The following is a 14,358-nucleotide window of genomic DNA, read 5'->3' on the forward strand; positions in this document are numbered from 1 at the left end:
CTACCTGTCGGCGTCCGCGGGTTCGTCGACGACGGACGAATTACCGGCCGCGCCGCGGCGCCCTATCCGGACGGCGCGGAGTGCGTTGCGCAGTTCCAGGGCGAGGTAGGTCAAGCCACCGGCTCCGGCCATCACGATGAATACGTTGCCGAGCAGGGACCCGGTGGGCAGGTCCCCCAGCGGGTTGACCATCAGATACCAGGTTCCGCCGCCGACAGCGAGGGCCAGCAGTCCCAGGAGCAGATATGCCGGCGCGCCGACCAACGGTTCGGCATCGGGATTGAACAGTCGTGCCAGCGTCCGGAGGCTTCGGTGGCGGCTGAGTAATTCTGCGATGGCGCCCCAGGACACGAACGCGGCGTAGGCAACGACCGCGTGGCTGAAATCGATGTTCATGACGAACAGCACGCCGAGATGAAAAGTCGTTGCCACCGCGAGCGCCGTTCTGAACGCACGCCACCACGGCAGCGCGATCAGCAGGGAGAACTCGAAGATCACGGTGGTCCAGTCGACGAACTCCCACACCGCTGTCACATCGTGTGCGGCTACCCACGGCGCCAACAGGTAGACGTTGTCTTCGGTCAGGTAGCCGAGGACGAAGTATCCGCGAGCGGCCTGACTGGAGAACGAGAGCCACCCGGTCAGCAGCTTCGTCACCGCGGCACCGGCGAAGGCCCAGGCGATCAGCAGCGCCATCAGGCGCAGTGGCCACTGCTGCTGTGGCGGGCAGTCTACGGTCCGGCGCAACGCGTCGATGGAGAAGCGATTTCCCCAGCCCGAGAAAGCGAACACCAGTGACACGATGACCAGAAGAATTGAATGGTCGATCTTTCCGAAACAATATGTCAGCCCGGCGGTAATGGTCAGCATCACCCATGCGGCAATGGATGCATATTTCGTACAAATACCAAGTCCGAGCATCAGCAAGGCGACGGTGCGGAGCACCTCCAAAACGATCAAAGTAGTGAGCGACGGAAATCCCGTGAACAATGCCATGGGGCCGGGCGGCGGATTGAATGTCACATCCGGGTATTGGCTGACCCAGCGAATATCGGGGGCGGTCAAAAGGGCGGCCCCCGCGTAAACGATCCGGTAGATTCCCAAATCAGCAGGCGTGAACGGTCCACTTGCGACCCAGCGGTCGAACCTCTCCCCCAATTTCATCGGGCGTCTCGGAAATCGATGCTGATCGTGTACAGCGGAACGTGCTTGAGCTCGGATTCGTGTGGTGTCCGGTAGGTCGTCGAACGCCACACGATGTCCAGTCCGTCTACGTCCTGCTTCGGGAAAAGGCGCTCGGTTCTGTGTTTGAGCCAAGCGACCGTCTCCGGGTTGGCCTCGACGCCGGAGTCCGAGAAGGCGGACGAGAACGCCATCAGGCTGACTGACGGTCCGGGCGGGAGAATGCCACGGACCGACGTTTCCTCCGTATGACCGTCAGCGAATCGAACGCGTAATTCGGGGCTTTTCGTCGTGGCGACCCCGGTTTCCATCAGACAGCCCGGGCAATGGGCTGGAAACCCGGGCAGAATTATCGCGGGGTACGGCTCTGCCCGTGCAATGACGAGAATTGCGTACTGCAGAAACCCGATGAACAGCAAAGTAAGAATGAAAACCATTCGTACCGCACGATTTCCGATCAATTTCATCGCCCCCCGGCGTATCGGATCTCACGGTCCCCCCATACGCTCCGGAAACGAGCGTGCGACCCCGTGATACCACCCTCACATTAAGGTCCCCCGGCGCCGCGGCAAATATTTGATTCAGAAAGGTTCACGAATGCAAAAGCGCCCCGACCAAATCCGTGGGTCGAGAAACGTCGGTGCCGACGGCGTCCCTACTTGGGGTCCAGCTCCGGAACCACCTCGAAATGCTTGGGCATCACGAACTCCGAGCGCTTCAGCCACGCGGTGACGAAGCCGTACTGGAATGCCAGTCCGACGATCGCATTGGCCGCCAGCTCACCGACCGGTCGGCGCAGTTCGGCGCGCAGCGTCGTCCACGCCTCGACCGGTGAGTGTTTGGGCGCCGAATGATCGTAGGAATTCGCCGTGTCGTTGTGGTGCGCCCAGCGCAGGTAGGCATTGCTGTGGCCGTACCGCTTCCACTGGCTGCCCATGTCGCGCATCGACGCGCGGGGCTCCCACTCCATCAGCACCCGGGTGTCGGTCGCAATCGTGCCCAGCGACTGTTCCTGGATCCGCCAGCAGATGTCGAGGTCGCCGCCGCCGCGCATCTCCCGGAATCCGCGGACCTTCGCGAACGCGGTCCGGTCGATCCCGAGATTGGCCGTCGGATAGTAATCCGGTTTGGGCGGCACCATCCCGATCGTCGCCTTCATCGCCCCGCCCGACCGGGGAAGCATGAAGGGCTGCATCTTGGCCGCCATCCGGGCGGCGAGGGTGGGCCCGGTGACGGTCCGGACGTTGGTGCAGGACAGCGCGACTCCCGGTTGCTGCTGCAGCGACCGGTGCGCATCGAGCAGGCCCGGCAGTGGCCGGCAGCGCCCGTCGATGAACAGCAGGATGTCGGCGCGCGACCTGCTCGCGGCAACCTGACGCGCGTAATAGGGACCGCGGCTGTCGGTCAACGTCACGACATTGGCGCCCAGCGAGCGCGCCACCTCTTCGGTCGCGTCGGTCGAGGCATCGTTGACCACCGTGACCCGGTCGCCGTCGGCGAGTTGGTCGAGGATCGGGCCGAGCAACCCGGGCAGGTGATCTGCCATATCCCGGACCGGGATGATCACCTCGATCGTCTGATTGGTCATGACCTAGACGTTCAATCCGCCTCTGCCCAGCGAGTACACCTGCCAGCCGGCTCCCGACCAGTACTCCCGATCGATGACGTTGCGGGTGTCGAGCAGACGGGCCTGCTTGACGACCGAGTGGAACGCGACCGGGTCGATGGCGGTGTACTCGTCCCATTCGGTGGCCAGCACGATCAGATCGGCATTGCGGCAGGCGTCTTCGACACCGTCGAAATAGCCGAGCGTGGGGAATCGCGCCTTGGCGTTCTCGATCGCCTTCGGATCGTGCACCCGCACATCGGCGCCCTTCAGATGCATCGCGGCGGCCACGTTCAGGGCCGGCGAGTCGCGCACGTCATCGCTGTTGGGTTTGAACGCGGCGCCCAGCACGGCGATGCTCTTGCCCAGGAATTCCCCGCCCACGACGGCACGCGCCACCGAGACGGCTTTCTCCCGACGGCGCAGGTTGATCTTGTCGACCTCGTGCAGGAAGCGCAGCGCATCCGAGGCACCCAGCTCGCCGGCCCGCGCGCTGAACGCGCGGATGTCCTTGGGTAGGCAGCCGCCGCCGAAGCCCAAGCCCGCGTTGAGGAATCGCTTGCCGATCCGGTCGTCGTATCCCAGCGCGCGACTGAGCGTTACGACGTCGGCGTCGACGATCTCGCATACCTCGGCCATCGCGTTGATGAACGAGATCTTGGTCGCCAGAAAGGCATTGGCCGACACCTTGACCAACTCCGAGGTCGGCAGATCGGCGGTCAGGTACGGCGTCCCGGCCTCGATGATGCTGCCGTACACCTCCAGCAGCGTCTTCTCCGCGTACTCGGACGTGACACCGAAGACCAGGCGGTCCGGTTTGAGGGTATCCTCGATGGCCTTGCCCTCCCGGAGGAACTCCGGATTCCAGGCCACCTCCAACCGGTGTGGCGAGTCGGCCTGAGCAACCTCGCCGGACAGTCGCTGGGCTGTGCCGACCGGGACGGTCGACTTGCCGATGATCAGCCCGTCGCAGTCGGCGTTGGCGGCCACCGTGCGGAACGCGCTGTCGACATATTCGATGTTCGCGGCGTCCGAGCCGGCCAGCTGCGGGGTGCCGACGCAGACGAAGTGCACCGACGCCCCGGACACCGCCTCCTGGACCGACTGGGTGAACCGCAGCCGGCCGGTGGCCAGCACCTCGGCGAGCAGTTCGTCGAACCCGGGCTCGAAGAACGGCGAGGTGCCGGTCGACAGTTGCGCGATCTTGGACGCGTCGGTGTCGTAGGCGACCACCTCGTGGCCGATCTGTGCCATGCAGGCGGCGTGGACGGCGCCCAGATAGCCCGTTCCGATCACGCTGAGTTTCATTTGACTGCACTCCAGGCTCTAGGGTGACGGTCAGAAGACGGAGCTGATGTGACTGCGGTGTCACCTGCGGCCGGATCGAGTCTGCCAGCCAACAACCTCTCCTCGCCTAACGGTGTCTGCTGCACGTTGACGTCCGCGGCACCGATGGCAGGCCTGCTGGGCGACGCCGGGTCGTCGGTGCCCAGTACATCACATCAACCGCTGATCGACGCGCCGACTCCGGGTTGGGATCGGCGCCGTCCCGGCAAAGTCCGCCGGGGGCGCCCGCCACCCCGCCGGAACGTCCCCGGCCCGTCGTTTCTGGCAAACCCGCCCGGGTTTTCCCGCGCACCCGTGAGCAGACCCGCCCCCGGTGCGTGACGGCCGTCACGAATTGCCGTTCGCGACAACTGCTTTGGCCACCTGGCGGGCGACCTGCCTTCTCGCGCAGGGCCGCAACGGCCGCCCCACCGCGGGAGAAAACCCAGGTAAAGTCACCGGCCGTGTCACACTCAGTCGCCCGGGGGTTGAAGCCCGCTGCCGCAACGGTTGTCGAGGGTCCCAGCGACGACCGAGGCACGGCGCGGCCGGTCCGGGTGCTGCAGTGGCCGCGATGGATGAGCACCAACTACCTGCCCAGAGTGGTCGACGGGCTACGCGACGAGGGGCTGCGGGTAACCACCCCGTATCTCCTCGGGGCCGGATCGACCCGGTTGCGCTCCGGCGACTGGCTACATGTGCACTGGTCCACCGAGGCCCACGTACATCATCTGCGGTGGCTCTACATGACCCGCGCGGAGTCCTTTCACCAGCACATACGCCGCCTCAAACGGCGCGGAATCCGGATCGCGTGGACCGCGCACAACCTGGTCCCCCACGACGACCCGCACCCGGAGTTGGGGCGCTGTTTCCGCGCGGAACTGTTGGCGCACACCGACCACGTCTTCATCCACTTCCCGGGGGCACAGGACATTCTGCGGAAGGAGTTCGGCTACACCGGGCCGTGCACCGTCGTCCATCACCCGGCGTATGTGAACGTGCACCCGCAACCGCCGTCGCAGGCGGTGGCCCGCGCCGGGCTCGGTCTACCGCCGCGCGGTTTCGTCGCACTGTCCTTCGGGAAGATCCGCCCGTACAAGGGGCTCGCGGACGTGATCCGGGCATTCCAGTCGATCGCCGGTGCCGACGATCGACTCCTCGTCGCAGGCAAACCGGAGGGTGACGTCTCGGCCGAACTCGACCTCGCGCATCGCGACCCTCGAATCGTGGTGCACGCGAAGAGAATTCCTGATGATGAGGTGCCCACGTACTTCGCCGCAGCGGACGTGTCCGTCGTCGCACATCACGCGTTCTTCACCTCGGGCAGCGCCCTGCTCTCGCTCAGCATGGGTTGCCCGATCGTGGGTCAGCCGATCAACCATCTGGCCGACCTGACCGGCGGCCAGCGGCTCTATCCCGTCGGGCCCGGGGCCGAGGGTCTGGCCCGCGGCCTCGTCGAGGCACGGCAGCAGTCGCCGGATGTGGACCGCGCCGCGCTGCGCGCCTGGGCGGCCGCCCACGGAGACTGGCCCGATGCCGCCGCCCAGATGGCCGCGGTGTTCCGTAGCCCCTGATCGTCGGGCTAACGCGCCCGCCAGGCCGCGCTGACCATCGAAGCCTTGGCGACGGCGACGCCGTAGCCGACGTCGGTGTCGTCGTCGTAGGGGTCATCGTCGACCGGGAAGGTCAGCGGTGCGGTCCGGGGGGTCGATTCCGAGCGGCGGTTGAGCAGCGGGATGCGCCGCTTCAGCTCGCTCGGCACCGTCGAGGGCCACCAGTTCTTCTCGCCCAGCATCACCGCGATCGCCGGCACGGTGATGGTGCGCACCAGGAAGGTGTCCAGCAGCAGGCCGACACCGATGATGAACCCGAGCTGCACGATCGCCGCGATGCTACTGACCGTCATGGCCAGCATGGACGCCGCGAAGATCAGGCCGGCCGAGGTGATCACGCCACCGGTCGCGCCGATGGTCCGGATCACGGCGACCTGGGTTCCGCGATGTGCCTCCTCCCGTATTCGGGAGATGAGCAGCAGGTTGTAGTCCGCGCCGACAGCCACCAGCACCAGGAACGTCATACCCGGCGTGTTCCAGAAGATGGGCTGGTCGAGGATGATCTGGAAGAACACGACGGCGATGCCCAGCGCAGACATATAGGACAGCACCACCGAGAGCACCAGATAGATCGGTGCGAGGATCGCCTTCAGCAACACGGCCAGGATCAGGAACACCACGATCAGGGTGACCAGCACGATGTACTGGATGTCGCCGTTGTAGTAGCCGCGGATCTCGTTCTGGAACACGCTGGTGCCGACCATCGCGATGTCCGCATCGGCCAATGTGGTGTTCGGGCGGGAACTCAAAGCTGCTTCGACGATGTCGTCGACCTGGTCCATCGCATCCGCGCCGAACGGGTCCAGCGCGGTCTGCACCATGTACCGGGCGGTGTGGCCGTCCGGCGAGATGAACAGCTTGGCCGCCTTCTCGAACTCCGGCCGGGTCAGGATCTGCGGCGGGATGTAGAACCCGGACATCGAGGGGTCTGCCGCATCCCGCTTCATCGCCAGCAGGAAGTCTGAGGCCTGGCTCAGACCGCCGCCCATCTGGCGGGTCTGGTCCACCAGCAGCTGGACGCCCTGGGCCAGCGCCTCGCTGGAGTCGGCGAGCATGTTGACGCCCTTGAGCAGCTCGTCCATCTGCGACTCGACGGCCTCCGGGCTGTCCAGACCCAGCCGGTCGGCCGCGCCCAGCGCCTGCCCCAGGTTGTCGGTGACACCGGTGACCGAACGCTGCAGGCCGTCACCCTCCTGGGTGGTCTCCATCTGCTTGGCGAGTTCGTAGAGCTGTTGGATGGTGCCGTCGTCGTAGGCGATGACGATGCGCTCCATATCGATGCGCACCGCGTTGCACGCGGGATCCAGGGTGCACATCGGGCTGGACTTGAGCAGCGCCACCATCGGCGCCATCCAGGTGTAGTTCAGCACGACCTGCTCGAGGCCGACCCCCATGGTCTTGCCGAGCGTGCGCATCGACGTCACCAGCGCAGCGCCGACGTTGATGTCCCTGAGGGTGTCCTCGCCCCCGTACTCCTGCTCGATCTCGACCAGGGACTTGAGAATGGTGCGCATCGAGTCAGCCGAGCCGACCACCTGATCGCGGATCTTGTCCAGGGCGGCGGCCAGCGCGTGGGCGCCCTCGGATAGCTGGGTGAGCCGCGAATCGTTCTCGTCGATGAGATGGGTGGCCTCACCGAGCTTGCCGCCCACCTCGCCGGCCTGGTGGGTGGCCCGGGCCTCGGTCAGCATCTCGCCGTTGGGCCGGGTGATACCGCGCACCGCCGCGATGTCGGGGAGCTGGCTGATCCGCTGGGCCATCTGCTCCATGTCCGCCAGTGCGCGGGGTGAGCGCAGATCCTGGGTCTCGGAGTGCACCACGATGAACTGCTGGACCGAAGCACTCGCCGGGAAGTGGGCGTTCATGGTCTCGTAGGACTGATTGCTCTCCGAATCCCGCGGCAGGTTCTTGCGATCGTCGTAGTTGAAGTCGACCAGCAGCGCGCAGCCGGCCAGCGCGACCAGCACGACCAGGCTGCCGAACAGATTGCGCTTGGGCCGGCGGACGATGCTGACGCCCATCCGCCGCCACATCGGACCGGTGATGTCCTTGCGCGGGTTCACCCAGCCACGGCGGCCGGCGAGGGTGATGAACGCCGGCAGCAGCGTGATCGATCCGAGGAACCCGATGAAGATGGTCGCCGCGAGGGCCGGGCCGACGGTGGAGAACACGCTCAAGGTGGCGAAGGACAGACCGAGGAAGGTCAACGCCACCGTGCCCGCGGAGCCCGCGATCACCTCCCCGATGGTGACCATCGACTTCATGATGGCGTCGTCGGTTTTCAGGCCCTCGCGCAGACATTCCTGATATCGACTGAAGAAGAACACCGCATAGTCGACGCCCGCGCCGAGCATCATGCCGGTGATCAGCACGATCGTCTGCGGAGCGAGACCCAGCCCGAGCAGCCCGAGTCCGGCCACCACCTGCTGCGCCACCGCCAGTGAGATACCGATGCTGAGCAGCGGTATGAGCATCGCGACGAGGTTGCGGTAGACGATGATCAAGATCAGCAGGACGGTGACGACCGTGGAGACCTCGATGATCAACTGATCGCGCAACGCGATACCGGTGACGTCCTCCATCGTCGCCGCACCGCCGACGACGCTCGGTGTCAGCGTGGTGCCGGCCGTCGTCTCCTCGATGATCTTGACGGCGTCCCGATAGGCGGCCTGCCCGGTGCCCGTGCCCATCGTGCCGTTGAGGCTGACCGGCAGGTTCCAGGCCTTGCCATCCTTGCTGGTCATCGCGGGGCGGATTTCCTTGATGCTCACGAAATCCTGCATCGACACCACGATGTCGTTGCGAGCACGCAGATTGTCCACCAGCTCGCGGTAGGTGGCGTCGTCCGCGTCGGTCAGCCCGTCCTCGTTGACGAGGATCACAGCGATGAGGTTGGTCGCGCCCGCCTCGTTGAAGGCATCCTTCATTTGCTGGCTGGTTGCCAGGACCGGAGACTCCTCGGGCAGGAAGCCAGGTGGGTTGCGTTGGGCGACCGTGATCAGCGGTGGCAGGGCCGCGAACAGCGAACCGGCGATGACCAGCCATGCGGCGATGACCAGCACGGGATGCCGGACGATCATGCGACCGTTTGAGGCGAGAAGGCCGCGCGCGGTCACCTTCGAACGTCTGGACATTGGCGACAAGGCTACATGGTGTTGCTGGTAACTCTGTGTGCCACGAACGACCATTGCTCACAGAGTGTTGCCCGTCTCACACCTGAGCCCCTCCGGACGAGGTACGGGACCGGTCGAGTCGGGTCGAGCGTGTCCGGACGACGGCGTCGACGGTGAACACCGCCAACGCCAGCCAGATCAGGATGAACCCGATCCAGCGGGCTGCGGGCATAGGTTCGTGCCCCACCAGGATGCCCCAGGACATCTGCATGATGGGGGTCATGTAGAACAGCAGGCCCATCGTCACCAGCGGCAGACGATGGGCCGCCCCGGCGAACAACAGCAGCGGTATCGCGGTCAACACACCGGCGAGGATCATCAGCACCAGGTGTCCGGGACCGTGGGCCCCGAATGCGCCGTCCCCGCCGACCTGCAACACGATCAGATAACCCACGGCCGCGGGCGTCACCAGGGCGGTCTCGATGCCGACGCTGACCCGGGGATCGACCGGCACGACCTTCTTGACCGCTCCGTAGAGGCCGAAGGTCAATGCCAGTCCGAGCCCGATGTACGGCGGAGCGCCGAGCTGGACGGTCAGCACCACCACCGCAATCACGGCGATCGCCAGCGCCAGGGATTGCGCGCGATTCAGCCGCTCCCGGAAGAGCAGCAGCCCCAGCAGCACCGTGACCAGAGGATTGATGAAGTACCCCAGTGCCGCGTCGACGACGTGGCCGTTGTTGACCGCGTACACGTAGATCAGCCAGTTGATCGAGATCAGCACCGAGGCGGCCGCCAGCAGCAGCCAGGTCCGGCCGTCGATCGCCCGTAGGTCCCGCAGCCGGCGCACCGCCACGACGACGACAAAGAGAAAGAGGAAGCCCCAGACGATGCGGTGCGCCAGGATCTCCACCGCACCGGCGGGCTTCAGCAGCGGGAAGAAGGCCGGGAACATCCCCCACGCGCCGTACGCGCCGACTCCGAAGAGCAGGCCGGAACGGCGGGCAGCGGTGTCGGTCACCGGTCTTGGCTGCGCAAGACGTCCAAAGCGTGCTGCAGGTCAGCGGGATAGGGACTGGTGATCTCGATCCACCGGCCGTCCGCGGGATGCGCGAACGCCAGTGACCGGGCGTGCAGCCACTGCCGTTCCAGGCCGAGTTTCTTGGCCAGGGTCGGGTCCGCACCATAGGTTAGGTCGCCGCAGCAGGGGTGATGCAGCGCCGAGAAATGAACCCGGATCTGGTGGGTCCGTCCGGTTTCCAGATGTACGTCGAGCAGGCTGGCCGCGACATGCGCCTCGACGGTGTCGTAGTGGGTGATGCTGTGCCGGCCGTCCTCGGTGACCGCGAACTTCCAGTCATGGCCGCGGTGCCGCCCGATCGGCGCGTCGATGGTCCCGCTCGACGGGTCCGGGTGGCCCTGCACCAGCGCGTGATACCGCTTGTCCACGGTGCGCTGCTTGAACGCGCGTTTCAGCAGGGTGTAGGCCCGCTCCGAGATCGCCACCACCATGACGCCCGAGGTGCCGACATCGAGCCGGTGCACGATGCCCTGACGCTCGTGCACGCCGGAGGTGGTGATGCGGTAGCCCGCCGCGGCCAGCCCGCCGAGCACCGTCGGCCCGGTCCAGCCCACCGAGGCATGCGCGGCCACCCCCGCGGGTTTGTCCACCGCGACGATGTCGGCGTCCGAGTACAGGATCGACATGCCCTCGATGTCGACGGGGGTGTTCTCCACCTGCGCGGGCGGTTCCGGCAACCGCACCTCCAGCCAGGCGCCCGCGACGAGCTTGTCGGATTTCCCGGCGGCCGCGCCGTCGAGTTCGACGCCACCCTCCTCGGCGATCGCGGCGGCGGCGGTCCTGGACAGGCCGAGCAGCCGCGCCAGCCCCGCATCCACCCTCATGCCGGCCAGTCCTTCCGGGACGGGCATCGAGCGAGTGGTCATCAGTTCGTCATATCCGGCTGCTCGTCGACCCGGTCCGGCTTGCTGTCGGTGGTCGCGGGCGTGCTCTCGGTTGTCTTGGTCTGCGCAGCGGTGTCGGGCTTGGAGTCGGGGCGGGAGTCTGTCCGGGTCTCGGGCTCGCGCCGTCCGGCGGTATCGGATGCGCCGTCCGGCTCGCGCCGTCCGGCGGTGTCGAAGTCGAATCCGAACAGCGACAGCACCACCAGCAGAATCGCCCCGCCGACGACCGCCGGGTCGGCCACGTTGAACACCGGCCACCAGCCGACCGAGAGGAAGTCCACCACGTGTCCGCGCAGCGGCCCGGGCGACCGGAAGAACCTGTCGACGAGGTTGCCGAGCGCGCCGCCGAGGATCATGCCCAGCCCCAGCGCCCACCACGGCGACACCAGGCGGCGACCCATCCAGATGATGCCGATCACGACGCCGGTGGCGATCAGGGTCAGCACCCAGGTGTAGCCGGTGGCCATCGAGAACGCGGCCCCCGAGTTACGGACGAGGGTCCAGGTGACGGTGTCCCCGATGATCGACACCGGTTGTCCGGGCACCAGCAGGCGCACCGCAAGCACCTTGGTGACGATGTCGAGCACCAGCACCACACCGGCGATCGACAGCAGCAGACGCAGCCGCTTCCGGGGCCGCGGTTGCTCTTGTCGGTCCGCGGTCACCGGCTCGGTCGAGCCTGTCGAATCCTCAGTCACCAGCCCATCATCCCAAACTGTCGGGCGGATGCCGCGGCGCCGCCCGACTCGGTGAACAATTGCCGTCATGCAGCGGCTCGTCGTGATCAGCACCGGCGGCACCATCGCCACCTGTTCCGGAGCCGACGGCGTGGCCCGCCCCACCCGCAGCGGCGCGGATCTCACCCGCGACCTCGGCCTCGGATTCGACGTACGGGTGGTCGAGTTGATGTCGCTGGACAGTTCGGCACTCGGTCCCCCCGAGTGGGACCGGATGAGCGCCGCGATCATCCAGGCGATCGCCGACGGAGCCACCGGCATCGTAATCACGCACGGCACCGACACCATGGAAGAGACGGCGTTGTGGCTGCAGCTGAGCTACGACGGCGCCGTCCCGGTCATCCTCACCGGCGCGCAGCGCAGCGCCGACGCGCCCGACGCCGACGGGCCCGGCAACCTGCGCGATGCGCTGACGGTGGCGGCCGATCCGCAGACGTCCGGCGCCGGTGTGCTGCTGAGTTTCGCCGGGGTGCTGTGGCAGCCACTGGGCCTGTACAAAGCCGTCACCGACGAGCTGCGCGGATTCGCCGGTGCTGCGGTCGGTTCGGTGCACGACGGCGTGGTGCGCCTGCAGAGCGTGCCGCGCCGCCCGTGGCTCGGAGCGTTGCGGGCGATCGACGCGCCCCGGGTCGACATCGTCGCCGCCTACCCGGGAGCCGACGCCGTCGCCCTGGATGCCTGCGTGGCCGCCGGTGCGCGGGGTGTCGTCCTGGAGGCGCTCGGCTCGGGCAATGCCGGTGACGCGGTGATCGCCGGTGCCCGGCGGGCCTGTACCGCCGGGGTCGCCGTCGTGATCTCCAGCCGGGTGCCGGGCGGACGGGTACGCCCGTCCTACGGCCCGGGCCGCGCCCTGGTCGACGCCGGAGCCGTGGTGGCGCCGACGCTGCGTCCGGCCCAAGCCCGGGTGCTGCTGATGGCCGCACTGGGTGCCGGTGCGTCGGCGCCGGAGATTTTCGCCGAGTGGGGCTGACGATGCTGCGCGCCGGGGTATGCACGACTGATGAGAAGGATGACCACACTCGGCTCGGTGGTGACCGCCCTGGCGCTGGCATCTGTGGCCGCGCCGGCGGCGGCCGTGGCCGAACCGCCGATCGGCGCCGACGCGATCGACGCCTACCCGATCGCCCAGGGCAACTACACCGCCGGTGAGTTCGGCCAGGTGTACTTCCGCACTCCGGACGGCAGGCGCTGCGGGATCGGCCCCAACGGCGGGCCGGTCGGCTGTGACGCGGTGCCCGTCGATACGCCGGGTTTCAACCAGACCGTGGTGATGCCGGGTACGCCCGCCACCTACCGATACTCGCAGACACCGACGTTCACCCGGGATGTGGACGTGCTGCCCGAGGGGCACCGGCTGGAGAACCGGGGCGCCAGTTGCGGCGTGGGCTATCAGGGCACCGTGACGTGTCACACCTACGGCGGTCACGGGTTCACCCTGTCCGGCCTCTACTCGGTGCTCTGGTAGACGGTGTCCAGGTAGTCACCCCAGTCCAGGCTGTCGATCGGATTGGCGCGGGTGATCTCCGGCAGGTCGGCCCGGAACGTCTTGGCGACACCCGGACCCGACGATCTGGTCTCGAAGCGGATCGTCATCACACCGTGGCCGGCGCCCTGGACCCAGCCGTGCCCGTGTTCGGGATGGGACACATCGTCGCCGATCCGCCATCCCACCGGCTCGGTAGCAGCGGACGTGGGGGCCGCACCATCTGAACCGTCGGCCGAAACGTCCTCGTCGCCTTGTTCGAGGTCGGGAAACAGCGACTCCTGCTGGATGTCGGAAAGGCCCGAAAAGCCCACGCCGACAAGACGTATCGGGCCGATCTCGATCGGGTCGAGCAGCAAGCGGCGGGCGGTCGAGACCAGCAGGGCGACGTCGGTGGAGGCGTACGGCAGGGTCGCCGAGCGGGTCAAGGTGCTCATATCGGTTCGCTTCAGCTTCACCGTCACCGTCCGCGCACCGCGGCCGTCCTTGAGCAGCCGGCGATGCGCGTGCCGACCGATCCGGTCCACGGCGCCGCGGAGTTCGGCCAGCGATCGCAGGTCTTCGGCGAACGTCGACTCGGCGCTGATCTGCTTGGCATCGGCGCGTTCGGCGACCGGGCGGTCATCGATGCCGCGCGCCAGGCGGTGCAGGGCCGGGCCGACGGTGCCGCCGAGCACATCGGCCACCTCCCCGTCGGTCAGTTCCGCCAGCGCGCCGATCGTCTCGATGCCCAGCCGGCGCAACTTCTCCTCGGCCACCGGGCCGATCCCCCACAGACTGCGCACCGGCAGACCGGCCAGGAGCACCCGTTCCTCCTCGCGGCGGACCACCCGCACGCCGTCCGGCTTGGCCAGACCCGAGGCGATCTTGGCGACCTGCTTGCCCGACCCGGCGCCCACCGAGGACACCAGGCCCGTCTCGGCGAACACTCTGGCGCGCAAGGCTTCACAGAACCTCTCGACCTCGGCGGCCTCGGCGCCGGCGATCTCGGCGGGCTCACCGAACGCCTCGTCGAACGACAGCTGTTCCAATACCGGCACCACGGTTCGGATCGTCTCGAACACCCGGCCGCTGGCCGCGCCGTACACCGCGCCGCGCGGGGGCAGCACCACCGCACCGGCCCCCACCATCCGGCGCGCCTGGTGCATCGGCATCGCCGAACGGGCGCCGAACACCCGGGCCTCGTAGCTGGCGCCGGCCACCACACCGCGGCCGCCGAGACCCCCCACCAGAACCGGCCTGCCCCGCAGGGTGGGACGGGTCAACTGCTCCACGGAGGCGAAGAACGCGTCCATGTCCAGATGCAGCACCCAGCGCTCCACGCCTGGAGATG

12 protein-coding genes are annotated in these 14,358 nt (G+C 67.3%); 3 read left to right on the forward strand and 9 right to left on the reverse strand.

The window, feature by feature from the left end:
* The 4 genes from V4U86_RS14395 to V4U86_RS14410 form a co-directional block, all read right to left on the reverse strand.
* On the reverse strand, positions 1–1,164 hold the full coding sequence (locus tag V4U86_RS14395) for a hypothetical protein (protein WP_395311856.1): 1,164 nt from the start codon (positions 1,162–1,164) through the stop codon (positions 1–3).
* Positions 1,161–1,649: a hypothetical protein gene (locus tag V4U86_RS14400; protein WP_395311857.1), complete on the reverse strand. Its 489-nt coding sequence runs from the start codon at positions 1,647–1,649 to the stop codon at positions 1,161–1,163. The genes V4U86_RS14395 and V4U86_RS14400 overlap by 4 nt, the downstream gene beginning before the upstream one ends.
* A gap of 188 nt (positions 1,650–1,837) precedes the next feature.
* Positions 1,838–2,770, reverse strand: a complete 933-nt coding sequence (locus V4U86_RS14405; protein WP_395311858.1) for a glycosyltransferase — start codon at positions 2,768–2,770, stop codon at positions 1,838–1,840.
* A gap of 3 nt (positions 2,771–2,773) precedes the next feature.
* Positions 2,774–4,096, reverse strand: a complete 1,323-nt coding sequence (locus tag V4U86_RS14410) for a UDP-glucose dehydrogenase family protein (RefSeq protein ID WP_395311859.1) — start codon at positions 4,094–4,096, stop codon at positions 2,774–2,776.
* 482 nt (positions 4,097–4,578) lie between these two features.
* Here V4U86_RS14410 and V4U86_RS14415 point away from each other — a divergent pair, with 482 nt between their 5' ends.
* A complete protein-coding gene (locus V4U86_RS14415) occupies positions 4,579–5,688 on the forward strand; it encodes a glycosyltransferase (RefSeq protein WP_395311860.1) in 1,110 nt (369 codons plus the stop codon).
* 8 nt (positions 5,689–5,696) lie between these two features.
* Here V4U86_RS14415 and V4U86_RS14420 read toward each other — a convergent pair whose 3' ends face one another.
* From V4U86_RS14420 to lspA, 4 genes are all read right to left on the reverse strand, one after another.
* On the reverse strand, positions 5,697–8,861 hold the full coding sequence (locus tag V4U86_RS14420) for an RND family transporter (protein WP_395311861.1): 3,165 nt from the start codon (positions 8,859–8,861) through the stop codon (positions 5,697–5,699).
* A gap of 76 nt (positions 8,862–8,937) precedes the next feature.
* On the reverse strand, positions 8,938–9,795 hold the full coding sequence (rarD, locus tag V4U86_RS14425) for an EamA family transporter RarD (RefSeq protein WP_395312048.1): 858 nt from the start codon (positions 9,793–9,795) through the stop codon (positions 8,938–8,940).
* A 62-nt stretch (positions 9,796–9,857) separates the two neighbouring features.
* Entirely contained in the window at positions 9,858–10,787 is a 930-nt protein-coding gene (locus V4U86_RS14430; RefSeq protein ID WP_395311862.1) for an RluA family pseudouridine synthase, read from the reverse strand.
* The gene (lspA, locus tag V4U86_RS14435; protein ID WP_395311863.1) at positions 10,787–11,503 is read right to left on the reverse strand and encodes a signal peptidase II; all 717 of its coding nucleotides are present in this window, start codon (positions 11,501–11,503) and stop codon (positions 10,787–10,789) included. Before lspA ends, V4U86_RS14430 begins: the two co-directional genes overlap by 1 nt.
* Before the next feature lie 67 nt (positions 11,504–11,570).
* Here lspA and V4U86_RS14440 point away from each other — a divergent pair, with 67 nt between their 5' ends.
* Together V4U86_RS14440 and V4U86_RS14445 are read left to right on the forward strand one after the other, a co-directional pair.
* Complete coding sequence (locus V4U86_RS14440) at positions 11,571–12,512, forward strand: asparaginase (RefSeq protein WP_395311864.1); 942 nt, start codon at positions 11,571–11,573, stop codon at positions 12,510–12,512.
* 30 nt (positions 12,513–12,542) lie between these two features.
* The gene (locus V4U86_RS14445; protein WP_395311865.1) at positions 12,543–13,007 is read left to right on the forward strand and encodes a hypothetical protein; all 465 of its coding nucleotides are present in this window, start codon (positions 12,543–12,545) and stop codon (positions 13,005–13,007) included.
* Here the strand turns inward: V4U86_RS14445 and V4U86_RS14450 are convergent.
* Positions 12,989–14,335, reverse strand: a complete 1,347-nt coding sequence (locus V4U86_RS14450) for a DNA polymerase IV (RefSeq protein ID WP_395312049.1) — start codon at positions 14,333–14,335, stop codon at positions 12,989–12,991. The genes V4U86_RS14445 and V4U86_RS14450 overlap by 19 nt on opposite strands.
* Positions 14,336–14,358 lie beyond the last annotated feature (23 nt).

Origin of the sequence: Mycobacterium sp. AMU20-3851 (assembly GCF_043974665.1) — a bacterium.
In the GTDB taxonomy this organism is placed as follows: domain Bacteria; phylum Actinomycetota; class Actinomycetes; order Mycobacteriales; family Mycobacteriaceae; genus Mycobacterium.

Excerpts from the sequence above, each read along its gene's own strand:
- V4U86_RS14395 (WP_395311856.1), bottom strand. The coding sequence starts at position 1,164 with ATGAAATTGGGGGAGAGGTTCGACCGCTGGGTCGCAAGTGGACCGTTC.
- V4U86_RS14400 (WP_395311857.1), bottom strand. The coding sequence starts at position 1,649 with ATGAAATTGATCGGAAATCGTGCGGTACGAATGGTTTTCATTCTTACT.
- V4U86_RS14405 (WP_395311858.1), bottom strand. The coding sequence starts at position 2,770 with ATGACCAATCAGACGATCGAGGTGATCATCCCGGTCCGGGATATGGCA.
- V4U86_RS14410 (WP_395311859.1), bottom strand. The coding sequence starts at position 4,096 with ATGAAACTCAGCGTGATCGGAACGGGCTATCTGGGCGCCGTCCACGCC.
- V4U86_RS14420 (WP_395311861.1), bottom strand. The coding sequence starts at position 8,861 with ATGTCCAGACGTTCGAAGGTGACCGCGCGCGGCCTTCTCGCCTCAAAC.
- rarD (WP_395312048.1), bottom strand. The coding sequence starts at position 9,795 with ATGTTCCCGGCCTTCTTCCCGCTGCTGAAGCCCGCCGGTGCGGTGGAG.
- V4U86_RS14430 (WP_395311862.1), bottom strand. The coding sequence starts at position 10,787 with ATGACCACTCGCTCGATGCCCGTCCCGGAAGGACTGGCCGGCATGAGG.
- V4U86_RS14440 (WP_395311864.1), top strand. The coding sequence starts at position 11,571 with ATGCAGCGGCTCGTCGTGATCAGCACCGGCGGCACCATCGCCACCTGT.
- V4U86_RS14445 (WP_395311865.1), top strand. The coding sequence starts at position 12,543 with ATGAGAAGGATGACCACACTCGGCTCGGTGGTGACCGCCCTGGCGCTG.